At 66.4% G+C, this 24,075-nt stretch carries 23 protein-coding genes; 9 read left to right on the forward strand and 14 right to left on the reverse strand.

Going from position 1 to position 24,075, the window contains the following annotated elements; translation table 11 throughout:
• Nucleotides 1–118: 118 nt before the first annotated feature.
• Nucleotides 119–673 (forward strand): YaeQ family protein, encoded by a 555-nt coding sequence (locus G3N59_RS13530; RefSeq protein ID WP_205983136.1) that lies wholly within the window; start codon nucleotides 119–121, stop codon nucleotides 671–673.
• Between the two features lie 6 nt (nucleotides 674–679).
• On the opposite strand, the gene G3N59_RS13535 is transcribed toward G3N59_RS13530, so the two are convergent.
• Entirely contained in the window at nucleotides 680–1,081 is a 402-nt protein-coding gene (locus tag G3N59_RS13535) for a VOC family protein (RefSeq protein WP_205983137.1), read from the reverse strand.
• Between the two features lie 340 nt (nucleotides 1,082–1,421).
• Here G3N59_RS13535 and ada point away from each other — a divergent pair, with 340 nt between their 5' ends.
• The 5 genes from ada to G3N59_RS13560 all read left to right on the forward strand — a co-directional run bounded on the left by ada (nucleotide 1,422) and on the right by G3N59_RS13560 (nucleotide 7,216).
• Nucleotides 1,422–2,588, forward strand: a complete 1,167-nt coding sequence (gene ada, locus G3N59_RS13540; RefSeq protein ID WP_205983138.1) for a bifunctional DNA-binding transcriptional regulator/O6-methylguanine-DNA methyltransferase Ada — start codon at nucleotides 1,422–1,424, stop codon at nucleotides 2,586–2,588.
• The gene (locus tag G3N59_RS13545; protein ID WP_205983139.1) at nucleotides 2,585–3,589 is read left to right on the forward strand and encodes a DNA-3-methyladenine glycosylase 2 family protein; all 1,005 of its coding nucleotides are present in this window, start codon (nucleotides 2,585–2,587) and stop codon (nucleotides 3,587–3,589) included. The genes ada and G3N59_RS13545 overlap by 4 nt, the downstream gene beginning before the upstream one ends.
• A gap of 339 nt (nucleotides 3,590–3,928) precedes the next feature.
• A complete protein-coding gene (gene gshA, locus G3N59_RS13550) occupies nucleotides 3,929–5,551 on the forward strand; it encodes a glutamate--cysteine ligase (protein ID WP_205983140.1) in 1,623 nt (540 codons plus the stop codon).
• Nucleotides 5,552–5,793: 242 nt separating this feature from the next.
• Nucleotides 5,794–6,276: a hypothetical protein gene (locus G3N59_RS13555; protein WP_205983141.1), complete on the forward strand. Its 483-nt coding sequence runs from the start codon at nucleotides 5,794–5,796 to the stop codon at nucleotides 6,274–6,276.
• 223 nt (nucleotides 6,277–6,499) lie between these two features.
• Complete coding sequence (locus G3N59_RS13560) at nucleotides 6,500–7,216, forward strand: OmpA family protein (RefSeq protein WP_241023419.1); 717 nt, start codon at nucleotides 6,500–6,502, stop codon at nucleotides 7,214–7,216.
• Nucleotides 7,217–7,281: 65 nt separating this feature from the next.
• Here G3N59_RS13560 and G3N59_RS13565 read toward each other — a convergent pair whose 3' ends face one another.
• Both G3N59_RS13565 and G3N59_RS13570 read right to left on the reverse strand, forming a co-directional pair.
• Nucleotides 7,282–8,850, reverse strand: a complete 1,569-nt coding sequence (locus G3N59_RS13565; RefSeq protein WP_205983142.1) for a DHA2 family efflux MFS transporter permease subunit — start codon at nucleotides 8,848–8,850, stop codon at nucleotides 7,282–7,284.
• Nucleotides 8,851–9,076: 226 nt separating this feature from the next.
• The gene (locus G3N59_RS13570) at nucleotides 9,077–9,604 is read right to left on the reverse strand and encodes a MarR family transcriptional regulator (RefSeq protein ID WP_205983143.1); all 528 of its coding nucleotides are present in this window, start codon (nucleotides 9,602–9,604) and stop codon (nucleotides 9,077–9,079) included.
• A gap of 285 nt (nucleotides 9,605–9,889) precedes the next feature.
• Here G3N59_RS13570 and G3N59_RS13575 point away from each other — a divergent pair, with 285 nt between their 5' ends.
• Complete coding sequence (locus tag G3N59_RS13575) at nucleotides 9,890–10,270, forward strand: hypothetical protein (protein WP_205983144.1); 381 nt, start codon at nucleotides 9,890–9,892, stop codon at nucleotides 10,268–10,270.
• Nucleotides 10,271–10,505: 235 nt separating this feature from the next.
• Nucleotides 10,506–12,095 carry an efflux transporter outer membrane subunit gene (locus tag G3N59_RS13580; RefSeq protein ID WP_205983145.1) on the forward strand — a complete coding sequence of 530 codons (1,590 nt, stop codon included), beginning with the start codon at nucleotides 10,506–10,508 and terminating at the stop codon, nucleotides 12,093–12,095.
• A gap of 18 nt (nucleotides 12,096–12,113) precedes the next feature.
• Here the strand turns inward: G3N59_RS13580 and G3N59_RS13585 are convergent, their stop codons facing one another.
• The 8 genes from G3N59_RS13585 to gspG all read right to left on the reverse strand — a co-directional run bounded on the left by G3N59_RS13585 (nucleotide 12,114) and on the right by gspG (nucleotide 18,165).
• Nucleotides 12,114–12,893 carry a type II secretion system protein N gene (locus tag G3N59_RS13585; protein WP_205983146.1) on the reverse strand — a complete coding sequence of 260 codons (780 nt, stop codon included), beginning with the start codon at nucleotides 12,891–12,893 and terminating at the stop codon, nucleotides 12,114–12,116.
• 22 nt (nucleotides 12,894–12,915) lie between these two features.
• On the reverse strand, nucleotides 12,916–13,455 hold the full coding sequence (locus G3N59_RS13590; RefSeq protein WP_205983147.1) for a type II secretion system protein M: 540 nt from the start codon (nucleotides 13,453–13,455) through the stop codon (nucleotides 12,916–12,918).
• Complete coding sequence (gene gspL / locus G3N59_RS13595) at nucleotides 13,431–14,801, reverse strand: type II secretion system protein GspL (RefSeq protein WP_205983148.1); 1,371 nt, start codon at nucleotides 14,799–14,801, stop codon at nucleotides 13,431–13,433. Before gspL ends, G3N59_RS13590 begins: the two co-directional genes overlap by 25 nt.
• Nucleotides 14,802–14,835: 34 nt before the next feature.
• Complete coding sequence (gspK, locus tag G3N59_RS13600) at nucleotides 14,836–15,984, reverse strand: type II secretion system minor pseudopilin GspK (protein WP_241023420.1); 1,149 nt, start codon at nucleotides 15,982–15,984, stop codon at nucleotides 14,836–14,838.
• A gap of 2 nt (nucleotides 15,985–15,986) precedes the next feature.
• Entirely contained in the window at nucleotides 15,987–16,649 is a 663-nt protein-coding gene (locus tag G3N59_RS13605; protein WP_205983150.1) for a prepilin-type N-terminal cleavage/methylation domain-containing protein, read from the reverse strand.
• A gap of 7 nt (nucleotides 16,650–16,656) precedes the next feature.
• A complete protein-coding gene (gene gspI, locus G3N59_RS13610; protein ID WP_205983151.1) occupies nucleotides 16,657–17,046 on the reverse strand; it encodes a type II secretion system minor pseudopilin GspI in 390 nt (129 codons plus the stop codon).
• Nucleotides 17,033–17,545, reverse strand: coding sequence for a GspH/FimT family pseudopilin (locus tag G3N59_RS13615; protein WP_205983152.1), 513 nt, complete (start codon nucleotides 17,543–17,545; stop codon nucleotides 17,033–17,035). The genes gspI and G3N59_RS13615 overlap by 14 nt, the downstream gene beginning before the upstream one ends.
• 146 nt (nucleotides 17,546–17,691) lie before the next feature.
• Entirely contained in the window at nucleotides 17,692–18,165 is a 474-nt protein-coding gene (gspG, locus tag G3N59_RS13620) for a type II secretion system major pseudopilin GspG (protein ID WP_205983253.1), read from the reverse strand.
• A 240-nt stretch (nucleotides 18,166–18,405) separates the two neighbouring features.
• On the opposite strand from gspG, the gene G3N59_RS13625 reads away from it, so the two are divergent.
• Nucleotides 18,406–18,819 carry a general secretion pathway protein GspC gene (locus G3N59_RS13625; protein WP_205983153.1) on the forward strand — a complete coding sequence of 138 codons (414 nt, stop codon included), beginning with the start codon at nucleotides 18,406–18,408 and terminating at the stop codon, nucleotides 18,817–18,819.
• Between the two features lie 39 nt (nucleotides 18,820–18,858).
• Here the strand turns inward: G3N59_RS13625 and gspF are convergent, their stop codons facing one another.
• The 3 genes from gspF to gspD are packed head-to-tail and all read right to left on the reverse strand — an operon-like array spanning nucleotide 18,859 to nucleotide 23,911.
• Complete coding sequence (gene gspF, locus G3N59_RS13630) at nucleotides 18,859–20,076, reverse strand: type II secretion system inner membrane protein GspF (protein ID WP_205983154.1); 1,218 nt, start codon at nucleotides 20,074–20,076, stop codon at nucleotides 18,859–18,861.
• A gap of 5 nt (nucleotides 20,077–20,081) precedes the next feature.
• Entirely contained in the window at nucleotides 20,082–21,557 is a 1,476-nt protein-coding gene (gene gspE / locus G3N59_RS13635; RefSeq protein ID WP_205983155.1) for a type II secretion system ATPase GspE, read from the reverse strand.
• Entirely contained in the window at nucleotides 21,554–23,911 is a 2,358-nt protein-coding gene (gene gspD / locus G3N59_RS13640) for a type II secretion system secretin GspD (RefSeq protein ID WP_205983156.1), read from the reverse strand. The genes gspE and gspD overlap by 4 nt, the downstream gene beginning before the upstream one ends.
• Between the last annotated feature and the right edge of the window lie 164 nt (nucleotides 23,912–24,075).

Genomic DNA, 24,075 nt, shown 5'->3' on the forward strand with positions numbered 1-24,075 from the left:
GTCATTCTGGCGTCAGACCATCCCGAAAGGACCTGCACAGCGCCGTCTGATGAATGCGGCACAGGATGTGCTGGAAACTCGCTATCATGTGCGGCTTTTGCGCGGCGCGGGATTCGGTATGGCACTCAAATCGACGATTTTCAAGGCAGAACTGCAGATCGCAGACATGGACCGGCATTACTACGCCGACCATGCGCTCACGATCGCCTGCCATCCGTCCGAAACCGACGATCGCATGATGGTGCGCATTGCTGCCTTCGCGCTGTTCGCCGGCGAGCGGCTGGAGTTCTGCAAGGGGCTCTCCGACGCCGACGAGCCGGATCTCTGGGTCAAGGACTACACGGGCGCGATCCAGACCTGGATCGAAGTCGGCCAGCCCGACGAGCGCCGCATTTCCAAGGCCAGCGGCCGCGCCGAGGAAGTCATCGTGATCGCTTACGGCGGCCGCACCTCGGATATCTGGTGGCAGGGCGTGCGCGGCAAGGTGGAGCGCCTGCGCAACGTCACCGTCTGGTCGCTGGGCGAGGGCGTGGCCAATGCGCTCGGCAAGCTTGCGGAGCGCACCATGCGTCTGCAATGCACGGTGCAGGATGGCGCTGCCTGGATCGGCAGCACGACGAGCGAGCCGGTCGCGGTCGAGTGGACCGTGTTCAAGGCGCCCGAGAACGTTTAAAACCCATCACGCGGCAGGTGGACCTTTGAGCTCCACCATATTGCCCTCCGGGTCGAACAGATACAGCGACGGCCCGAATCCCTCCGCGCCATAGCGCCCGGCCACATCGCCGGGCTGCGCGCCCGCCTGGGCGAGCCAGACTTTCAGCGCATCGCCGTCGAACGGCTCCACGCGCAGACACAGATGATCCATGTTGCGCCCCGGTCCGCTCTCGGCGTTGCGGTCGAGCGGGCCGCCCACGGTGATGAGATCGACCAGCGCGCGCCCCGCGCGCAACTGCACGAGGCCCAGTTCGCGTTCTTCGCGTGCGACGCGGCAACCCAGCACATCGCAGTAAAAGCGCGTCATGGCCGCCGGATCGGCTGCACGAATCACTACATGATCGATGTCGAGAATCTGGATCTGCATGGCGTTTCCCGTTGCGGGTGCATGCAGGCAGTGTAGGAAAAACGCCGTAGACGAGCGCGGCAAAAGCGCTGGACGAAAAAAAGCCCGCTGCTGTGAGCGGGCTTAATCCATATCAGGAGGAGACATGGAGGAGACAAGAATCACTATACACAGCGGCCTGACGCGTTGCAACAAGTTTTTAAGGGAAAACCCGCAATCGTGCCAAATTGTCGCAGTCACGTCTGACGGCGCCGAAAGCGCAAAATAGCGGTTCGAACGACAGCGCAAGATCCGGCGCGCCGCCGCCGGTCCGCGCCGATACAGTGGGACCATCGAATCTGCTCTCACTGGGAGTCCTGACATGAACGCCGCCCCGTCCGCCGCACCCGACACCCTCGATTTCGCCGATGATGACGCGCGCTGGACCGCCATCGCCGGGCGCGACGCCCGCGCCGACGGCCAGTTCTTCTACGGCGTGCGCACGACCGGCGTGTTCTGCCGCCCGTCCTGCGCCTCGCGCCTGCCTCGGCGCGAAAACGTCGACTTTTTCGCCGATGCCGATACCGCACGCGCCGCCGGTTATCGCGAATGCAAGCGCTGCCGTCCGGGCGGCCTGCCGCGCGAACTGGAGATCGTGCGCCGCGCCTGCGCCGCGCTCGACGCCGATCCGCAGCAGCGCCTCACGCTCGCCCAGCTTGGCGACGCCGTGCATCTGAGCCCATTCCACCTGCAGCGCCTCTTCAAGCGCGTGCTGGGCGTCTCGCCGCGCCAGTATCAGGCCGCGCGCCGCGGCGCCGTGCTGCGCGACGCGCTCGCGCAAGGCACCGGCGTCACGCGGGCGAGCGTCGACGCGGGCTTCAACTCGTCGTCGCGGCTCTACGAGAGCGTGGCGGGCGAGCTGGGCATGGCGCCATCGGCGTTCCGGCGCAAGGGCGCGGGCCTCACGATCCGCCATGCGGGCGCAGCCACGCCGCTCGGCCGCGTGCTGATCGCGGCGACCGATAAGGGCATCTGCCGGATCGCTTTCGGCGACAGCGCGAAGACCCTCGTCGATACCCTGCGCGCCGATTTCGCGAACGCGCGCTGTATCGAGGACACCGAAGCGCTCGCGCCGTTCCTCGCCCACATCGACGCTTACCTGCACGGCCGCAGCGAGCGCATCGAGCTGCCGCTCGACATCGCCGCGACGGCGTTCCAGCAACGCGTCTGGGACGCGCTCCAGCGCATTCCGTACGGCGAAACCCGCAGCTACACGCAGATCGCCGAAATTGTGGGCTCGCCGCGCGCGGTGCGTGCGGTGGCGACGGCGTGCGCGTCGAACCCAGTGGCGCTGGCGATTCCTTGCCATCGCGTGGTGCAGAAGGGCGGCGCGCTCGCGGGCTATCGCTGGGGGCTGGCGCGCAAGGCGGCGCTCGTCGATGCCGAAGCGCGCGCGGGTGAAGTCCTCGTGACGCTCGACGTGGTAGAACCCTCGGACCAAGCCGCCCGGCGCGAGCGCGCCGCCACCACGCCGGAGATTCCTGTTTGAGCGCCGTTCAGCACGCTTCTTCCGATTTCTCTTCAGCATCCGCAGAACTGGAATTGCCGTTTCGCGAGCCCTACGACTGGCCGCGCATGCTGCGCTTTCTCACCGGCCGTGCGACGCCGGGTGTCGAGGCCGTCGAGGATGGCGCGTGGCTGCGCGCCATCGACTTCAACGGCGCGAGCGGCACGCTCGCCGTGCGCCGCCATGCGCGCAAGCGCTGCCTCGTTGCGCGCATCGACGGGCCGGTAAGCGAGCACGCCGCCGCGCTCGCCGTGCCGCTCGCGCGCATCTTCGATATTCACGCCGATCCCGCTGCGGTTGGCGCAGGTTTGAGCGCCGATCCGTGGCTCGCGCCGCTCGTCGCTGCGGCGCCTGGCTTGCGGGTGCCGGGCGCGTGGTCGGGCTTCGAACTGGTGGTGCGCGCGATTGTCGGCCAGCAGGTCAGCGTGAAAGCCGCGACGACGATCGTCGGGCGACTGGTCGAACGCGTGGGCAAGCGCATCGACGGTCATGCGCATACGCGCACGGCGTGGCGTTTTCCCACGCCGGCCGATCTCGCGGCGGCGGATCTCACCGGCATCGGCATGCCGGGCAAACGCATCGCGGCGCTGCAGGGTTTCGCGGCCAGCGTGGCAAGCGGCGCGGTGGCGATCGAGCGCACGCCAGCGCCTGCGATCCGCCGCCGCAAAAGCGCTGCTGATCTGAACACCCATGCCGACACCGAACGCGCCACGCTCGACGCCATGCGCGCGGCGCTGCTCGCGCTGCCGGGCATCGGCCCGTGGACGGTCGAATACGTGGCGATGCGCGCCTGGCGCGACGCCGACGCCTGGCCCGCCACCGATCTCGTGCTGATGCAAACCATCGCTGCCCGCGATCCCGCACTCGCGCGCGCGACCCAGCAACGCGCCCGCACCGACGCGTGGCGGCCGTGGCGCGCCTACGCGGCCATGCACTTGTGGAACGAAATCGCCGATCGCGCCGGGGCCGCACGCGGCGGGTGACGGCGCCCAATTCGCCGGCCGGGTTCCCGGCGTACTTGTCCGCATACATGCAACAACACGGGTATCGATGCGGTAGCGTCGGCGCCCGCTTTCGCAGCGCGTAAAGCGCCATCGCCGCATGAGCGGAGCCTGGCCGCCCGGCTAGGGAAAATCGGCAAAAGCCGCGCCAGGACTGGCTTGCGGCGCTGCCGCATCGGCCGCAAAGGCAGGCCCGAAGTGGCCTCAAGCAGGTCTTCCGGCGAGATGTTAAAGTGCCCGCTACCGAAAAAATCCCTGCCAGCGGTGTGTGCGTGTGTGCAACAGCGGCACCACCGCCGGCCAGTGCCCGACCAGCCCTCAATGCCAGACACGACCTCTACACGCACGAACGACGTTCTCACGCAGCGCCTTTCCGTGCTGAGCGCCGGGCCGCATCGCGACGCGCTCACGCGCGGTCTGCGCGGCATCGAAAAGGAAAGCCTGCGGGTCACGCGCGACGGCGCGCTCGCCATGACGCCGCACGCCGCCGCGCTGGGTTCGGCGCTGACGCATCCGTCGCTTACGACCGATTATTCGGAAGCGTTGATCGAAATCATCACGCCCGCAGAAAGCGACGCGTCGATCACGCTCGACAAGCTCGACGAGCTGCATCGCTACGTCTATAGCGTGCTCGCGCGCGACGGCGAAATGCTCTGGAACGAATCGATGCCGGGCCTGCTGCCGCCGGAAGACGACGGCATTCCCATCGCGCGCTACGGCAGTTCGAATATCGGCACGCTGAAGTACGTCTACCGCATGGGTCTCGCGCTGCGTTACGGCCGCACCATGCAGTGCATCGCGGGCATCCACTACAACTATTCGCTCAACGAAGAAGTGTGGCGCGTGCTGCATGCGCACGATCAGTCGACGGCCACGCAGACGGATTACCAGTCGGAGCGTTATCTCGCGCTGATCCGCAATTTCCGCCGCACGAGCTGGCTGCTGATGTATCTGTTCGGCGCCTCGCCCGCGCTCGATGCGCGTTTCCTGCGCGGTCGCGAGCACACGCTGGAAAGCCTCGACGCCGACACGCTCTATCTGCCGTACGCGACCAGCCTGCGCATGAGCGATCTCGGCTATTCGAACACGACGGGTCAATCCGCGCTGCACGCCGACTACGACACGTTGCCCGGTTATCTCGACGCGCTCGCCCAGGCCGTGAGCCAGCCGTATCCGCCTTACGAGGCGATCGGCACGCATCGCGACGGCGAGTGGGTGCAGATCAACACCAACATCCTGCAGATCGAAAACGAGTTCTATTCGACGATCCGCCCCAAGCGCGTGACGTGGCCCGGCGAGCGTCCGCTGCATGCGCTGGCCGCGCGCGGCGTGCAGTACGTCGAAGTGCGCTGCATGGATATCGATCCGTTCGAGCCCACCGGCATTTCGCTGGAGACAGCGCGTTTTCTCGATGCTTACCTGCTCGCCTGCGCGCTCGACGAAAGTGCGTCGCTGCCCGCAACGGCATACGCCGAAGCCAACGAGAACTTCGGCCTCGTGACGAAGGAAGGGCGCAAGCCGGGGCTAGCGCTGACGCGCGATGGCCAGCCGGTTGCGATGCAGGACTGGGCGAACGAGCTGTTCGCGAAGATCGAGCGCACGGCCGCCGTACTCGACGCGCTGCATGGCGGCGACGCCCACGCGCGAGCGCTTGCGGCCCAGCGCGCGAAGCTCGCCGATGCGTCGCTCACGCCGTCGGCGCGCGTGCTGCAAACCATGCGCGATCAGCAGCAAACCTTCCTGCAATTTGCACTCGCGCAAAGCGAGCGTCATGCGGCGGACTTCCTCGCGCGTCCGCTGGATGCGCAGACGACCGCGCACTTCGAGCAACTCGCGCGCGAATCGGTCGACGAGCAGGCCAGGCTCGAACGCGAAGAAGTCGGCTCGTTCGATGCCTTCGTGGCCGCTTATCGGGCCTACACGCTCAACCGCTTCAGCGTCTGACGCCCGAGCGGACGCGATGCCGGGTCCGCACTACGGGCCGGGCATCGCAATTGCGTCGAAACGCCCACGGGCCGGCGCGGTCCAACCTTCACGGGCCTGACGCCGTGCCGTCGAGCGGCGCGCGCCGCGCATTCATCCCTTATAGTCACGCCAACGACAAACGGTCCGGCCGCACTGCGCGCGCGTTCTCGGTTCAAGCGGGTTCAAGCGCGCGCCGGCCGACACAGGGAGGAACCCAAGCGATGAAACGAATCCTGCCGATCCTGCTCTGCGCGGCGCTGGCTGCCTGCGCGCCGCGCGGCCAGGTCAACCCCGACGTCATGCAGATCGCCACCGCGCCGCTCACCTGCAGCGACAAACCGCAGTGCGATATCTGGTGGCAACGCGCCCAGGACTGGGTGCGCGGCCATTCGAAATACGAAGTGCAGACCGTCACCGACTCGCTGATCCTCACCGCCGGCCCCGGCGGCGGCAAGCGCGCGCTCGCCTACGAGATCACGAAAACCGTCAACGGCGACGGCACCACCACGATCGGCTTCGCGGCACATTGCGATAGCTCGATCGGCTGCAAGCCCGATCCGTGGGCCGCAGGTGCCGCCTTCAAGCAGTATGTGCGCACGGGTATCGAACAGTCGGTTACGGGCGCCAACGACGCGAGCGAAACCGGCGCCGCGCCGCTGCCTGCTTCGGCTGCGGTACCGACGGCTTCGGCCTCGGCGCCCTGAGTCCACACCGGCTGCCAGCCGGTCTTCTCGCGCCCCGGATTGCCCGGGGCGCGCGTCTTTGTCTTAAAGACGACCTTGCGCAATAAGATGGACTCCGAATCGAATCAATTCGATTGCGGATTTAGGCATTTTCTGATTGGGCGATGGATCGAGGAACCGTATTGTGGCCGTGCTTCGGCGCGTGCCGGACGGTTTCATTCCTCTTCAATCAATCGAATCCAAAATGAAAATGCGATTTTTGCCAGCCACCTTGCTGGCCTTTCTGATCGCCGTCGCCGCTGGCTGCACTACTGCGTCGGGGCCCATGCACAATCTCGACATCGTGACGCTCGCTAACGGCACACAGGCTTATCGCGTGCAGTGTCAGGGCCTGCTCGAAAGCTCGAAGGCGTGTATGAAGAAGGTCAACGAGATCTGCGGCGACAAGCAGCCGCTACGTGTTTCTTCGGTGGACCGCGCCGCTTCGGGCTTCGCGCCCGAGAACGATCCGCGTGAAATCATGTTCGTCTGCCAGGCGCCGCAACCGGTCGTCCAGCCGCAAACGCCTCCTCCGCCGCCGCCCCCGCCGGTCGTCGACACCAAGCCGCGCACGATCACGCTGAACGCGGACGCCAACTTCGCGATCAACAAGTACGATCTGCTGCCGGCCGGCAAGCAGGCGCTCGACAAGTTCATCGCGGATAGCGACGGCGTGAACATCGGCACGGTGGTCATCGGCGGTCATACGGACTCGACCGGCTCGAAGGCGCTGAACGACCGCCTCTCGGAACGCCGCGCGCAAACCGTGCGCAACTATCTGCAATCGCACGGCCTGCATGCCGGCCAGTATGAAGTGCACGGTTACGGCGCAACCCGCCCGGTCGCGCCTAACTCCACCGTGGAAGGCCGCGCGCAGAACCGCCGCGTCGAAATCCAGACCAACGGTGTGACTGCACGATAAACCTGCATAACAGGTTTAACTGCAGGCTTTACTGCAGGTTTAACCGCGGGACCGTCCTTGAGCCATCAGTGGCCCATCGACGGTCCCGCGCCTTTTCTGGGCTTCGTAATCCACACCAGCGCGGCCAGCACGAGGAACACGACGCAGGAGATGCGGAAGAAGTCGTTGGTCGCCATCATGTAACCCTGCGTGGTCACCACGTCGTTGAGCTTGGCGGTGATGCTCTGGCCCGCGTAACCGATGTTCGCCAGCGCGTCCTGGTACGCCGTGGTATTCGGCGAATACACGCTCACCGATTCGGACAATACCGCGTGGTGATAGATCGCATCGTTCTCCCAGAAGGTCGTACTAAGCGCCGTGCCGATCGCACCCGACAGCGTGCGCAGGAAATTCGACAGGCCTGACGCACTCGCCAGGCGATCGTCGGAAATACTCGAAAGCGTGATGGTGGTCATCGGCACGAAAAAGCCCGCCACGCCGATGCCCTGCACAAGACGCGGCAGGATCACGTGGCCGAAGGGCACGTCGAGCGTAAAGGTCGAATTCCAGATCGATACGAACGCGAACACCAGAAACGCGAGGCTCGCCACCAGGCGCAGATCGAGCCGGTGCATATTGCGTCCGATCAAGGGCGAAAGCACGAGCGCAAGCAACCCGACCGGCGCCGTTGCCAGACCGGCGATGCCCGCCGTGTAGCCCATCACCGTTTGCAGCCAGAGCGGGAAGATCACCACCGAGCCAAAAAACGCCATAAAGCCGAACGAGATGATCAAGGCGCCGAGCGCGAAATTGCGGTCGCGGAACAGCGAAAGATCGACAACCGGTTCTTTTTCGGTCAACTCCCACGCGAGCATGAAGGCCAGCGACACCACCGCGATGATCGCCAGCGCGACGATGAACTTCGAGCTGAACCAGTCGCGATCCTTGCCGAGGTCGAGCATCATCTGCAGGCACGACACGCCGATCACCAGCAGCGCGAGCCCCACGGCGTCGATGCGCTGCTTCGTGGTCTTCGTCTCGCGGCCGCGCAACAGCAGGTAGGCACAGATGCCCGAAAACAGACCGATCGGCACGTTGATGTAGAAGATCCACGGCCACGAGTAGTTGTCGGTGATATAGCCGCCCATCACGGGCCCGAAGATCGGCGCGACGATCACCGTCATCGCCCAGAGGCCGAGCGCCAGGCCGCGCTTCTCGGGCGGATAGGAGCGCATGAGGATGGTCTGCGATAGCGGCACCATCGGCCCCGATACGAGACCTTGCACGAGACGGAAGGCGATCAGCGTCTCGAAGTTGGAGGCGAAGCCGCAGGCCGCCGAGGCGATCGTGAACAGAAGCACCGACAGCGTGAAGAGCCGCACTTCGCCCACGCGGCGCGCGAGCCAGCCGGTCAGCGGCACAGCGATCGCCGAGGCCACGGAGTACGACGAGATCACCCACGTGCCTTCGCTGTTCGCCACGCCCAGATTGCCGGAGATGGTCGGCACGGCGACGTTGGCGATCGAGGTGTCCAGCACCTCCATGAAGGTGCCGAGGGCGAGGCCCACGGTCAGCAGCGCGAGCGTGCCGCCGCTCAGGGGCCGGGGTTCGGCGCTGGCCGGGGAGGAGGCGGGCGCGGCGGTTGAAGCGTCCATCGTCGGGTCCTTGATCAGGATCGTTGGCCGGATTTGGCTCGATTTATCTCGATTAATTCTTCGACGTCAGGACCGTTGCCGCATCAACAAGCTGCAGCCGAACGATCGTGCGCCTTTATATGCCGGAGCATTGTCTGCCCAGACAGTTATTTGACTGCAATACCGCCTTTGCGCGAAGGTGCGCGGCCGGGGTCAAGCAACGGTTGGCGTTACGCCAACCTCACCTTCAATCGCCGCTCGCCAGACCTTCGACATGGCCGCATACCGCCTGGGTTTGCGCGTCGTTGGCGATGAAACGCTGCAGCAGGCTGATGAGCGTCGTGACTTCGTCCGCGCTGAAGCCATGCAATTGCTCGTTCATCACCGAAGCGATCACATCGGGCAATTGCTGCGCTGCTTCGCGGCCAAGTTCGGTGAGTTCGAGTTCCACGACGCGACGGTCGGCCTGGCTGCGCTGGCGCTCCAGAAAGCCCTTCTTTTCGAGCCGGTCGAGCATGCGCGTCATCGATCCGGTGTCGTACGACAGCACGCGTGACATCTCGTTGGGCGTGCGGGCGCGCTCGTACCAGAGCAGCAAAATCACGCCGATCTGCGAAGACGTCAGCCCGAGCGGCGCGACCGCGCGGTCCATGCGGGTGGCCAGCACGTTGCGCGCGGTCGAGAGGAAATAACCGAGACTCGGCACCACGCCGACCTTGCCCGGCACGTACGGAACGTGGGGCACGTCTTGTGGAATATCGGGGCCGCTACTCATCGCTACTCATGGGTAAAACGCTCTCTTCGATCGCGAAAACACCGGCATTCTAGCCGGTTATTTTCCTGCCTGGGCAGGTAAATAAATCGGGATTGTGTAGCGTCGCCTATGTTCGCCCAGCACTCACCTGGGCGCAGCGTTCATCGATCTGTCGCTATCGCAGCGTAAAAACAACAGCAGAAATGACGCAGTGCAAAGTATGTTGAGATTTGCTTGCATAGTCAATATTATTGCAGGCAAGCACTTAAACTCATCGGATTCCCGAATTTCTTCTTTGGTCGCGCCATGCTGTACCTCAAAAACGCGCTCGGCGGCATTGGCCGCTCGGTTACCTGCACAGCACGCCATGCCTTCGCGCATGCCGGCGGGGCAGCGCGTTGGCGCAAGATCGGGCTCTATGCGGCAATGTTCGTGTTGCCGGGCGGCTCGATCGCCGTCGTGCTGATGATGTGGGCCGATCGCCGCCGTTCGCAGCGCGGCAGCCAAGTCACGAGCGTGACGGCCATCAGCGCCTCCGGGCCTGCGATCGCCAAAGCGGCAAAAGCCGCCTGCAACCACGCCCAGCGCGCCTGCCGTCCCTCCTGCGCAGGCATCGCACGCAACGCGCGACTGCGTGCTCACGACGCCCTTCATGCACTGCGCCGCTGGCGCGGTAACGGCGCGTAAACTGTAACTTACGCGCCGTAACACATCCGTCCCCGTTCCCGGCTTACGCTTGCGGATTGCGCCCGGCGCAATCCGCGTGCGCTACCATTGCCGCAGCCTTGCGCGGGCGTCAGCGGCCTTAACCGCTTCAACCGCTTTGACAGCGACGCGCCAAAGTCTTGCACGCCGAGTGTTTTGCCGCGCTGCCCGCCTCGCCATTCGATCATTTGCCAGCCGCATCGACAGGAATTCCCGCATGTCCCGCCGTCTCGTTGTTCCCGGTCGCCTTTCCGTTTCGCTGCGCCGTCGCGCGCCTACGCTCGCGCTGATCGGCGCAGCGGCCGTGCTCGCCTTCCAGCTCGGCGGCTGTGCAGTCGGCCCCGACTACCATCGGCCCGATACGGCCGTGCCAGCGGCCTACAAGGAGGCGCCGGAAGGCTTCAAGGTCGCGCAACCGTCCGATACGATCGATCGCGGTAGCTGGTGGCTCATCTACGACGATGCGCAGCTCAACGGGCTGATGGATCAGCTCAACACCAACAACCAGACCGTCGCGCAGTACGCCGCCGCTTATCGCCAGGCGCGCGCCCTGGTGGGCGAGGCGCGCGCCGCGTACTTCCCGGTGGTCAGCGCGTCGTTCGCGGGCACGCGCTCGGGCACGGCGTCGCGCGTGTCGAGCAGCACGGGCAGTGCGTCCGGCAGCATCACGAACAACATCAATCTGGGCCTCGACGCCACCTGGGAACCCGATCTCTGGGGCAAGGTGAGCCGCACCGTGAGCGCCGAGGAAGCGGGCCAGCAAGGCGCCGCCGCCGATCTCGCCAATGCGCGCCTTTCCGCCCAGGCCACGCTCGCGCAGACCTACTTCACGCTGCGCGCGCTCGACGCCCAGCAGAAGCTGCTCGACGACACCGTCGCGGCCTATCAGAAGTCGCTCATGCTGACGCAAAACCAGTACGCCCAGGGCGTAGCAGGGCGCGCCGACGTGATCCAGGCGCAAACGCAGCTGCAATCCGCGCAGGCTTCCGCCATCGACAACGGTGTTGCGCGCGCCCAGGACGAACACGCGATTGCTGTGCTGGTCGGCCAGCCGGCTTCGTCGTTCTCGATTCCGGTGTCGCCGCTCACGGCCACGCCGCCGGTCGTGCCGGTCACGATGCCTTCCGCGCTGCTCGAACGGCGTCCCGATATCGCGTCGGCCGAGCGCAAGGCGGCGGCGGCCAATGAGCAGATCGGCGTGGCGATTGCCGCGTTCTTCCCGACGCTCACGCTGTCGGCGAGCGGCGGCTTCGAAAGCTCGGTGTTCTCGCAACTGCTGCAGATGCCGTCGCGCTTCTGGACGCTCGGGCCGTCGCTCGCGGCCACGGTGTTCGATGCGGGTCTGCGCCGCGCGCAAACCGAAGCCGCGCGCGCCGCTTACGACCAGCAGGTCGCGACCTATCGCCAGACCGTGCTGGCCGCGTTCCAGGACGTCGAGGACAACCTCGCGTCGCAGCGCATCCTCGCGCAGGAAATCGTGGTGCAGCAGCAGGCGGTGGAGTCGGCGCAACATGCGCTCGCGATCGTCACCAACGAGTACAAGGCGGGCACGATCGATTACCAGAACGTGCTGTCGGCGCAGACGACCGCGTTCACGGCGCAGCAGAAGCTCGCCAGCCTCGCGGGGCAGCGCATGGTGTCGTCGGTGGGACTGGTGAAGGCGCTCGGCGGCGGCTGGGATACCGCGCAGATGACGCGCGAGAACGGCGGCGTGGCGGCGCCTGCGCCGGCAGCCTCGGGTGCGACGGCCAGCACGGCCGCCGTCACCCAGGCCGCCGTCACCCCGGTCAATACGCAGGCGCAGTAAGCGCCCAGCGCTTGAAGATCAACGCATAAACGTCAGCGCAACCTGTCCCGGGCCCATCGGGCGGCCCAGCAGGTTCAGCAGGCCCGCGAGGTTGTCGCGCTGATCCGGCGTAGCGCTCGCGGTGCCGTTGAACATCGACGAATTGCGCGAGAACGTGCCGTGCCCATCGAGCATCAGCGGGCCTTTCTGCGTGCTCAGATCGAGCGTCGACGACGCGCCTTGCGCCTGCAGCACCGCCTCGTAAGAACCCAGCGGCTTCACCAGCGAAACGCGCGAACTCATGTCGCCGAGCGTGACCGTGAGACGGCCGAACGCATCGGTGCCGAACACGCGCCACGGGCTCCACGCGAGCCGCACATTGCCATCCAGATCAAGCGTATTGAACGGCGCGCCCAGACCCGCGAGCAGCGAGGCCGGCACCGCGAGCGCGCCCGCCGTCACCGTGGCGCCGCGCGGCGTGGCCTCGACGTCGATGGGATCGGGCATCGCCTCGGTCTGGCGCATCTGCAGATGCACGCGGCCGGTGAACAGCGCCCAGAACGACGCACGCCATTCGATGCGTCCAGGCAGCAGCGTCGCGCCTTGCACGTCGCGGCCCGCAGCCAGCATGAGCGTGGCCGAGCCGTGCCAGAGCGAGCCTTGCGGATCGACGAGATTCACGTGCCCTTGCGTCACGCGCGCGAATTGCGGCGCGATCCACGCGGCGGGCAGGCGCACGAGCAGCACCGTGCCCACCGAAAGCACGGCGACGATCAGCCAGGGTAGCGCGGCGCGCACGCGCCGCATCCAGTAAGACATACGATCAACCCCTGACGGTGTTTCAGCGCGCGTTCGCGGGCTGCAGCGACGCGGTCAGATCGACCTGACCGTCGGCCTTGAGCGCGGTGATATGCGCCTCGACCACCTGCACCTTGAACTGCTTGCGCACGTCGTCGAGCCAGCCCGTCCAGACCGGAAACGACGCATTCTTCATCTGCACCTGCACGGCCGTGCCGATCAGTTGCACCTGCGCGCCCGGCATGCCGTGATCGGCCAGCGAAGCCGTGAGCGCGTCCTTGAGTGCCTGGCCGCCCGGAGCGACGCTGGCCGCCGCGCCCGCGAGCGTGCGGGCCTCGTCGGCCTGCGCGGTCATCTGCGACAGTTCGCGCTGCATCGCGGGCAGGCTCTCGCGCAGCTTCGCGCGGCCGTCCGCCGCCGGCTGCCAGAGCACCGAATAGCCGATGGCCACAGCCAGCACCGCGCTGCCCCACGTCAGCAGCACCTTCTCGCGCGCCGAGCGCGCTTCCCAGAACTCGTTCCAGGTATCGGCCCACGCGCCGCTCAATGCCGATGTCTTCATGACGCGCTCCTGATGGTCCATTTGCCGGTGCTGCTGTCCTGCGTGCCCGCAAGGCCGTTGCGCGCGAGGCGTTTGGCCAGATCGGCATCGACGTTGACGCCCGGTTTGAAGGTCACGTCCAGGCGCCGCTCGTGATAGTCGAACGCCGCGATGCCGTTCGCGGGAATCGGCCCGAGCGAGCGCGCGAGCGCGTCGGACAGCGCGAGGAAGTCATCGGGCGAGGGCTCGCCGGCGGCCACGCGCAACTGCGAAAGCTGCCGCGCCATCTGGCCGGCCGGATCGAGCACGACGGTGGTTTTCGGGAAGGCGTTGAGCAGCAGTTCGGTCATCTGCGTGTTGATGGCGTCGCGCTGGCGCGCCAGCATCAGCCACTGCACATTCGCGCCGATGATCGCCACCACCAGCGACGCCGCGATCAGCACGATCGGCACGCGCAGACGGCGCAGCGTCGCGCGGTCGAGGCGCCACGGCTGCGCGGCGAACTCGAACTGGCAAAGGTCGAACTTGCAGGCAAGCGCACGCTGCGCGAGCGTTTCGAAGGCGAGCGGCTGCGCGCCGGGCAGGGCGGCGGCCAGCGCGGCTTTGTCGGCGGCGCGCGTGGGTTCGCCGGGCAGGCCGGTCAGCACGTAGCGCGCGATGTCGGCGTCGCCGGCCAGCGCGTCGACGGTCGCGGCCACGCTCGCCGACGGCACCGCGAAGCCTTCGGCCGCCGTGCCGCGCACGATGGCGAGTTCGAGCAAGGCTGCGGGCGCGGCAGGCGCGGCGGCCAGATCGGGCAGCAGCTCCGGCGCGGTCGACATCACCTGGCCGAGCACGCAGGCCGTGACGGCTTCGCGCACGGCGCTATCGGCATGTTCGGCGGGATTCGAAGCGGTGGCGCCTTCGCCCGCCATCGCCGGTTCGGCCACGGGCGCCACGATGCTTTGCGCGAGCGGCAGGCAGCGCGCCACCGGCACCGCGCGCAGGTTGCGATGCCCCGCGCCCGTAAAGCCTTCGACGATAAAGCGGAACCAGCCGCGATCGATGGCGGCCACGGTCTGCCGGCCATCGGCGAGGCGCGTGGGATCGAGTGCCAGATGACAGGTCTGCGGGTCCTGGATCAGATGATCCTCGACCACGTTGGGCAGCGCCTGGCGCAGTCGCGGCCCCTTGAGCGGCGGCACGGCGGCCGTAATCATCAGCAGGTCGCGCGCGGCGATCAGCAGCACGGTAGCCGACGCTTTCGGCAACAGGCCGAGCGCGGCGCGGCCCGCGCGCTGCGTGCGGCCCGACTTGTCGAGCAGCGCGAACGGCAGTTCCGGCAACTGCCATTCCTGCGAGTGGACCGCCGGGTCGCGCGGCGGCATCAGGACGATCAGCGTGCTCACACGCACCTCTTTTCGATGTTGGACTGGTACGGTTTCATGATTCGTCGCGAACGCGCACGATGCGCGTCACATGGGTAAGCGGGTCGCGCCAGACGAGCGTGGTCCGGTCCACGACCGCGCGCTCATGCTGCACGCGGCCATGCACGAGAAAGTAATTCGAATTGACGTCGCAAAGCGTGGAGTCGATGCCGGTCTGCGGGCTGCCGGCGCCGGTCAGCGCGAGCTGCACATCGCTCAGATTACGGAAAAACACCGTCTGGCGTCGCGACACGAAGGCCTGCGCGCTCGACAGGCTCATGCCCTGGACGATCGAGGCGATCACTTCGGCCGTCGCCGTGTTCATGTTGACCGGCGTGGTGGTCGGCAGGATCGTCACGAAGGGGCGCAGGCGCGCGACGATGTCGGGCGTGAAACCGGGCACGTCGAGCAGGGCGTCCACGCTCGTCATGAGGATTGGCGCCGATCCGCTGTTGCTGTCGCCATCGGAAAGACCGGGGTTGCTGGTGAAGTTCGCGCCGCCGCCTGCGCCGCCCGCAACCGGCTGGGTCGCGGCGGTGCCGCTCGCCGTCACGCCCGCCGACGCGGTCTGAAAGCGCGTGACCGAATACGCCAGGCCCGAGCGCAGATACACCGCCGCGTTCTTCGCGAGCTGGCCATCGACGCCGAGCAGTTGCAGCAGGCGCGCGAACGCCTGGATCTGCGTGAGATTGAGCTGCAGCGCGCCGGGCGCGGACGCCGTCACCAGATTGCGCAAGTTGTAGCGCGCCTGGGCGTCTTCGATCGAGCCCGAGAGCCACGTGTCGGCGCCCTGATCGGCGCGCACTTCGCCAATCTGGCCGAGAAAGTCGGACAGCCGCGTGCGCGCAACCGGCATGCCCCACGCGCCGCCCAGATAGGTCACGCCCGCCGAGGTATCGGCTTCCGAGCGCAGCACGAGACGCGTCCAGTCGAGTGCCGAACGCGAAATCCATTGCGCCTGGGTCAGCAGACGCTGATTCTCGATGCGGCGCAGTTGCACCTGCTGGCGCCAGAGCATGCCCGACACCAGGATCGCCGACAGCGCGACCACCAGCAGCGCCGTGATGATCGCCGCGCCGCGCTGTTTTGCGCGCGCGCCTATGCGTCGGGAAAGCCGGGAAAGTCTCGAAAGCCGTGAAACAGGCAGAAACAAGGGGCGGCGCATGCTCATTCCCCCACCAGGAAAACGCGTGTCACGGGCCGCGCGAGCGCGTGCGCGCCGACGCTCACCTCGAGCCCCGTCACGGCGCGCGGCACCGGCGCGTTGCCGAGCTGCGGGACCTTCACGCCGTTATTGTTGGCGTTGAGCTGACCGCGCACTTCGCCCATATCGGACGTCCAGCCGACCTTCGGCACATAAAGGCGCGCGTTGATCGAGCCCACGCCCTGCATCATCGATAAAGCGCTCCAGGCGCTGCTTTCGCCGCCGCGCAGCGCGCGCCGCAGTTCGCCGATGGTGGCAAGCGGCGGCGAGGCGTAACGCACGACGCGCCCGTCGCTCACGCGATAACGCACCACCTGCAGACGCGGCGCCGCGCCGGGCGGCACCGCGAACGCGCGCACGATCTGCAGCGCGCCGCCATCGACGGCGACGGCGGGCGAACCGGCTTCGTCGTCGCTGACGGCCTGGCGCGTGTCGATACGCATCTGGTCGAACATCTGCGCGAACACGCGCTCTTCGGCCATCGACGTGGAAATGACGTTGCGTCCGCGCACGATCTGGTCGAGGCCGCGCCACGACAGAATCGCCACCACGGCCAGGATCGCGATGGCGACCAGCAGCTCGATCAGCGTGAAGCCGCGGGCGGGGCGGGCGCGTCGGATACTCATCGGGAAATCACAGGGACCGGTTCGGCTCATTGCCGAGCACCGTGACGAGTTGCGCGAGATTGCCGTCGCGGCCCGGCATCGTCACCGTGACCTCCACGCGGCGAAACACCGGATTGGGCGTGGCCGCGACATGCTGCGTGCAGGTCAGGCGCAGATTGCCCTCCGAGCAGTCGAAGCTGTGTTCGCCGAGATCGGGCCAGGCATGCGCGAGGCGCAACTGGGCGAGCGCGTTGTCGGCGCTCCAGCCGGCCAGCAGGCGGTCGTGCAGTTCGGCCTCGCTCGCGGCGAGACTGCCCACGGCGCGCAGCGAAGCCGCAAGCGCGATCGCCACGATGGCAAGCGCGACCAGCACTTCGATCATCGTGAAGCCACGGGCGCGCATCTCAACGAACCTCATAACGGCCAGTCCCGGTGCCGATGATGGTGGCGCGGCCCGCCGCCGAAAACAGCGTGATCTCGACCGGCTGCTCGACCGCTTCGGTGCCGAAAATCAGCCGGTTCGCGTGGTAATCGTCTTCGCCGCCGGGGTAGGTGATCGACACGCCCGTCACGCCGCCTTCCCACTGGCGCGGGCCGAGCAGGTCGTCGCGCAGCGGGCGCCAGCCGTCCTCGGTACGCACATCGAAGCGAAAACCGCCGGAGAGCGGCTGCCAGGCGATCGGGCGGGCGCGCACCTGCGCTTCGTCGCCGGCCGATTCGAACAGCAGCGCGAGACGCTGCGCTTCCTCGTTGAGATCGGTGCGCGGATTGCGCGTGAGCGAGAGCGAGGCGAGCGACACCAGCAGTCCGGCGATCAGCAGCACCACGAGCATTTCCAGCAGCGTGAAACCCGCCGAGCGCGCAGGCGTCGGCGCGCGGTCACAGCGGCGCGGGATGCGAATGGGGCGGGATTGCATGGGCTGAAAAGAGGTCAAGCGGAAGGAAAATGCGCGGCGAGGGGCGTATCGGCATGCACTCGGGGCGAAGCCGCGCGGCGCGAGGATCGGATGCGTTCAACACCATTCGACCGGATCGCGCCACGCGTGACATCGCGGCTGGGCGGCTACTGCCAGGAACCGACGTCGGCGTCGTTGCCTTCGCCGCCGGGTTTGCCATCGGCGCCATAGCTGAAGACGTCGATCTCGCCATGCACGCCCGGGTTCAGATACTGGTACGGATTGCCCCACGGATCGTTGGGCAGGCGCTCCAGATAGCCGCCGTCCTTCCAGTTGTTCGGCACCGGGTCGGTGGTGGGCTTCTGGACCAGCGCCTGCAGGCCCTGATCCTGCGCCGGATAGCGGCCGTTATCGAGGCGGTAGAGCTTCATCGCCTGCATGATGGTGCCGATGTCCTGTTTGGCGGCCACACGGCGCGCTTCATCGGGACGGCTCATGATCTTCGGGACGATCAGCGCGGCAAGAATGCCGAGGATCGCGATCACGACCATGATTTCGATCAGCGTGAAACCGCCCTGACGGCGCGCGCGCCGGCCCTCGATGACGTCGCGGCTGATTGGCCCACGGTATTTGGCCCACATGGACATGACTTGCTTCCCTCCTGATGTTTCCTGGTGTTGATCGTGGTTCGCTGCGTGCTTCACTAGCTGTTTCGCAGCGTATCCGCGTACATGACGGGTCATTGTAATGTCACACGATGACGCCTTCGCGACCCGCTTTTTCGCGAACGTTTCCGGTACTTTCCCGAACAACCTTCGCGCACTGATTCCTGCCATCTTCCTGCCATCAAAACGTTCACATTACTCCGTACAATGGAACGCATGAACCCACTACAAATCCGTCTTTTGTCACTCGCTGCCTTCGCGGTGTTTTGCGCCACGGCAGCGTGGTGGACACTCGAAATCGCCGCTACGCGCGCGGCGCCCGTGCAGGCCGCCGCCGCCCAGGCGCCGGTCTCGCTCGATCAGGCCGGCACGCCGTTCGGCGGCAAGCTCGAACATAACGTCGCGCAGGATATCCATCTGTTCGGCATCCTCGCGCTCTCGCAGGGCGCTGCGGCCATCGTCAGCATCGGCGGCGAACCGGCCAAGGCGATCTCGCTGGGCGGCCTGATCGGCCAGGATTCGAAGCTCGCCGAAGTGCGCGCCCGCTCGATCGTGATCGACCGCCATGGCGTGCACTCCGAAATCTTCCTGCCCGCCAACCCCGGCGGTCCTACCATCTACGTGCGTTAAAAAAACCGCCTCGTGCAGCGCAGCGCAGCGCCGCAATGCTTACTGCACGAGGTTGTTCAGTTCGATGATCGGCAGCATCACCGCGAGCACGATCACCAGCACCACGCCCCCCATCGCCAGAATCAGCAACGGTTCGAGCAGGCTCGTCAGGAACATCGTGCGGCGCTCGAGTTCGCGCGCTTCGCCTTCGGCGGCGCGATCGAGCATGGTCGTGACGTCGCCCGTGGCTTCGCCCGAGCGGATCAGGTGCACCAGCACCGGCGGAAACGTCTTGGTATTGCCGAGCGCGCGCGACAGCGACGTGCCTTCGCGCACGCGCACGATCGCATCGTCGATGTTGTTGCGCATCGCCTTGTTCGAGAGCGTTTCGCCCGCGGCCTGCAGGGCGCGCAGGATCGGTACGCCCGCCGCGCTCAGAATGCCCAGCGTGCTCGCGAAACGCACCGTGTTGTAGCCGCGCACGAGCTTGCCCGCGAGCGGCGCGGTCAGCAGCCAGCGGTCGAACGCGAGACGCGGGCCGGGCCGGCGCAAGGTCGCGCGCACGACCCACGCCACCAGCGCCACGACGATCACCACTGCCCACCACCATTGCCGCACGAACGACGACAGCGCCATCATCACGATGGTCAGAAACGGCAGCTGCTGCTTGGTGCTCGCGAACACGTTCACCACTTGCGGCACCACATAGCTGAGCAGGAACGTGACGATGCCGAACGCGATCAACGTGACGATCGCCGGATACGTGAACGCCAGCACGATCTTCTGCTTGAGCGCGTTGCGTTGCTCGATGTAGTCGGCCAGGCGCGACAGCACGATACCGAGCTTGCCCGTGTGTTCGCCCGCCGCAACCAGCGCACGGTAAATATCGGGGAAATCGCGCGGATGCTGCGCCAGCGCATTGGCCAGCGAATGGCCGCCGAGCACTTCGGCGCGAATCGCGGCCATCAGTTCGCGGATGTAGTCGCGCTCGGATTGCTCGGTGAGCACGGCCAGCGCTTCGCCCAGCGGCAGGCCCGCAATCAGCAGGCTCGCGAGCTGGCGCGTGAGAATCGCCTGCTCGCGCTGCGAGAGCTTGCGCCCGAGCGCCAGACGCTGCTGACGCGCGCCGCGCGTGCGGCTCGCGGCCGGTTCGACGACCAGCGGCGTGAGGCCCTGGCCGCGCAACTGCTGACGCGCACTGCGCGCGCTATCGGCGTCGAGCACGCCTTTTTGCGCTTTGCCCGCGGCGTCGATCGCTTCAAAACGGAATGCCGGCATGACCGCTACGCTCCGCCCGTCACACGCAGCACTTCTTCGAGCGAGGTCGTGCCTTTGTCGAGCCAGCGCTCGCCGTCTTCGCGCAGCGTGCGCATGCCTTGCTCGCGGCCGGCGGCGAAGATTTCGGCATCGGCGGCGTTGCGGTGAATCAGCGCGCGGATCGGTTCGTCGATCAGCAGCAGCTCATACACGCCGCGACGGCCCGAGTAGCCCGAATTGCCGCAGCGCTCGCAGCCGACCGGGTGATAGCGCGTGCGGCCATCTTCTTCCACGCGCGCTTCCTTGCAATGCGGACAAAGCTGGCGCACCAGACGCTGCGCCAGCACGCCGAGCAGCGACGACGCGAGCAGATAAGGCTCGACGCCCATATCGGTCAGACGCGTCACCGCGGAAGCCGCATCGTTCGTGTGCAGCGTGGCGAGCACGAGGTGGCCCGTGAGCGACGCCTGCACGGCGATCTGCGCGGTTTCCAGATCGCGGATTTCGCCGATCATGATGATGTCCGGGTCCTGACGCAGGATCGAGCGCAGCGCCCGCGCGAACGTCATGCCAATGCGCTCGTTCACCTGCGTCTGGCCGATGCCCGAAAGATCGTATTCGATCGGGTCTTCCACGGTCATGATGTTGGTCGTGGCGGTTTCGAGCCGCGACATCGATGCATACAGCGTAGTCGTCTTGCCCGAACCGGTTGGCCCGGTCACGAGCACGATGCCGTGCGGTTTGGCGATCAGCTGGTCGAACTGGCCGAGCGTATCCGACGCCATGCCGAGCGCTTCCAGATTCAGGCGTTGCGCGTCTTTTTCCAGCAGACGCAGCACAGCGCGCTCGCCGTGACCCGTGGGCAGCGTGGACACGCGCACGTCCACCGGCCGCCCGCCCACGCGCAGCGTGATACGGCCGTCCTGCGGCAGACGTTTTTCGGCGATATCGAGCTGCGCCATGATCTTGATACGCGAGATCAGCGCGCCGTGCAGCGCCTTCTTCGGCCGCACCACGTCGCGCAGCGTGCCGTCCACGCGAAAGCGCACGACCGACGCGTTTTCGAACGGCTCGATGTGAATATCCGATGCCTGCTCGCGCGCCGCCTGGGTCAGCAGCGCGTTGATCATGCGGATGATCGGCGCGTCGTCTTCGGATTCCAGCAGGTCTTCCACTTCGGGAATGTCCTGCATCAGACGCGAAAGATCGACTTCGCCTTCGACTTCGCCCACCACCTGCGCGGCGCTGCCGTCCTGGCGCGCATAAGCCTGGTTGATGGCGAGCGCAAGCTCGTCGGCGGGCACGCGTACCAGCGTGAAGGCGCCGAAGTTGCGCGCGACCTCGGCGATCGACGCACCCGAAGTGCGCTCGCTGATCCACACTTCCAGGCCGTCGGCGTGCTGTTGCGCGACCAGGATCTGGCCGCTGCGCGCGAAGCTGTACGGCACGAGGCGCGCCGCGATCGGCGAGGGCGCAGTGCGCGGCGTATCGGCCGTGCTCAAGGCTGTGTCCTCGGCGTAGTCGTCAGCGGCTGCTGATCGCCCGATTGCGCGGGCGCGGTTTGCGCCGGAATCGTCTGAACCGGGATCGTCTGGGTCTGCACCGGCGCGGTCTGCACGGGCTGCATCTGCGCCGCGCTCGCGCCCGAGGCCGGCTGCACCGAGCGCATGACCTGCTCGCGGCGCATCTTGTCGATATCGAACAGATTCAGCGCCGAACCGCCTTCGGCCGGGCCCAGGGGCATCGGCGGCACGACCGGATCGTCCTTGTCCTTCATCAGGTTGTTGTCCGACTTGTACGCGCCCGTCACGCCCTGGATGTAGTCGTAACGGTTCGACGTGACCGCCTGCGCCGTATCGCGATCGCTGATGATCACCGGACGCAGGAACACCATCAGATTGGTCTTCGAGCGGGTCTTGTTTTCCGAGCGGAACAGCTGGCCGATCCACGGAATATCGCCGAGCAGCGGCACCTTGCTGTTGCTGACCTGATAGTTGTCCTGCATCAGGCCGCCGAGCACGATGATTTCGCCGTTATCGGCCAGCACGGTCGACTGGATCGAGCGCTTGGTGAAATCGGGGCCGGCGGGATTGGTCGTCGCGTTGGTCGTGCCGTTTACGATTGCCGAATCTTCCGTGTACAGCTGCAGCTTGAGGATGCCGCCTTCGGTGATCTGCGGCTTGATGTGCAGCGTGAGACCCACATCGACGCGATCGTAGGTATTGAACGCCGAACTCGTCGAGCCGCTCGTGAGATTCGAGTACGAACCGGTCTGGATCGGCACGTTGGTCCCGACGACGATCTTCGCTTCCTGATTGTCGAGCGTGATCAGGTTAGGCGTGGACAGCACGTTCGCGTCGTTGGTCTGCGAGAGCGCCTGGAGCAGTGCGCCCAGCCCCTGCACGCCGAACAGATTGTGCACCCAGCCTACGTTCAGGCCTTGCTGCAGGCCGCTGAGCGAACTGGCGAGGCCGAGGCCGCCCGTCGCCGCACTGGCCGCCGCCGTTGCCGTCAGGTTGATGATGCTGTTGCCGCCACCCGTCGAGAGGTTCGTGCCGGCCAGCACATTGCCCGTGCCGATCTGCCACTGGATGCCCAGATTGGCGTTCGTATTCGAATTCAGTTCGACGATCAGCGCTTCGATATAAACCTGGGCGCGACGCGCGTCGAGCTGGTTGATCACGCTGCGCAGATTGCGATAAAGCGGGTCCGGCGCGGTGATGATCAGCGAATTGGTGGCGGCGTCGGCCTGGATCATGCCGCCGCCCGACGCGTTGTCGTCGCTCTTGTCCTTGCTGTTGTCGCCGAGGAAATCGCTGTTGTTGCCGTTCGACGAGCCGCCGCCCGCCATCGGATTATTCGACGAACCGCTGTTGCTCAGCGAATTCGGCAGCGGCGGCGTGCCCGATGCACCGGTCGAGGTGCTGTTGTTGCCGCCACCACCGTTCTGGTTGAACGAATTCGCGCCGCTGCCGGACGACGACGAATCGTTGCCGCCCTTGCCCATCATGCCGCGCAGCGTCTTGGCGAGTTGCACGGCGTCGGCGTTGCGCAGCGCGACCACGTGCATATTGCCGGGCATGCTGGTCGGCGCGTCGAGCTGCTTCGCCAGTTCCTTCGCGGCCGCGAGGCGCTGCGGATTCGATGCACGCAGCATGACCGAATTGGTGCGCGAATCGGCCAGCACGGTCACTTTGAGCGTGGGATCGGAACCGCCGATCGCGCCCGGATCGAGCATTTTCTGCAGCGTAGGCGCGATGTCGAGCGCATTCGCGTTGTGCAGCGGCACGACCTGAACCTGCTGGCCCGCCGCCGTATCGACACCCGCGATGATCGCCGCGATGCGCCGCACGTTATCGGCGTAATCGGTCACGACCAGCGCGTTATTGCCCGGATAGGCCGCGATCGTGTTGTTCGGCGAAATCAGCGGACGCAGCACCGGCAGCAGATTGTTCGCCGATTCGTTGCGCAGCTGGAACACCTGGGTGATGACCTGATCGCCGCGCGCGGCCGGCGCGTTGCCCACATAGGTGGGCACGCCTTGCAGCTTGGCGTCGGCTTCCGGCACGACCTTGAGGACGCCGTGGTCCTGCACGAGCGCAAAGCCCTGCATGCGCAGCGCCGATTGCAGCGTCTTGAGCGCCTGATCTTCGGGAACGGGGTTCTCGGAAACGAGATTGAGCTGCCCCTTCACGCGCGGATCGACGATGATGGTTTTGCCGGTGGCCGCACCGATTGCCTTCGCCACCTGATCGATATCGGCGTTGACGAAGTTGAGCGTGACCTGGGCATAGGCGAGCTGCGCCGTCATCAGTCCGCTCACGAGCAGCGCCGTGGCGACGCGACGCAAAGCCATACGATTTCTTCTCATGGGTGTCATATCGAAGCCGGCAATGGACACCGCCGGCTAGTCGTACTTATCGTGCTCAACGTGTGCATCGTGCCCGTGCGAACAGCCCGCCTGGTGCACTCGAGTGCACCCGCCTGGCTCCCCAACCGCCGCCGACTGCCGACGCTCCT

The sequence above is a fragment of the Paraburkholderia sp. Ac-20340 genome, assembly GCF_017104965.1.
Taxonomy (GTDB): Bacteria; Pseudomonadota; Gammaproteobacteria; order Burkholderiales; family Burkholderiaceae; genus Paraburkholderia.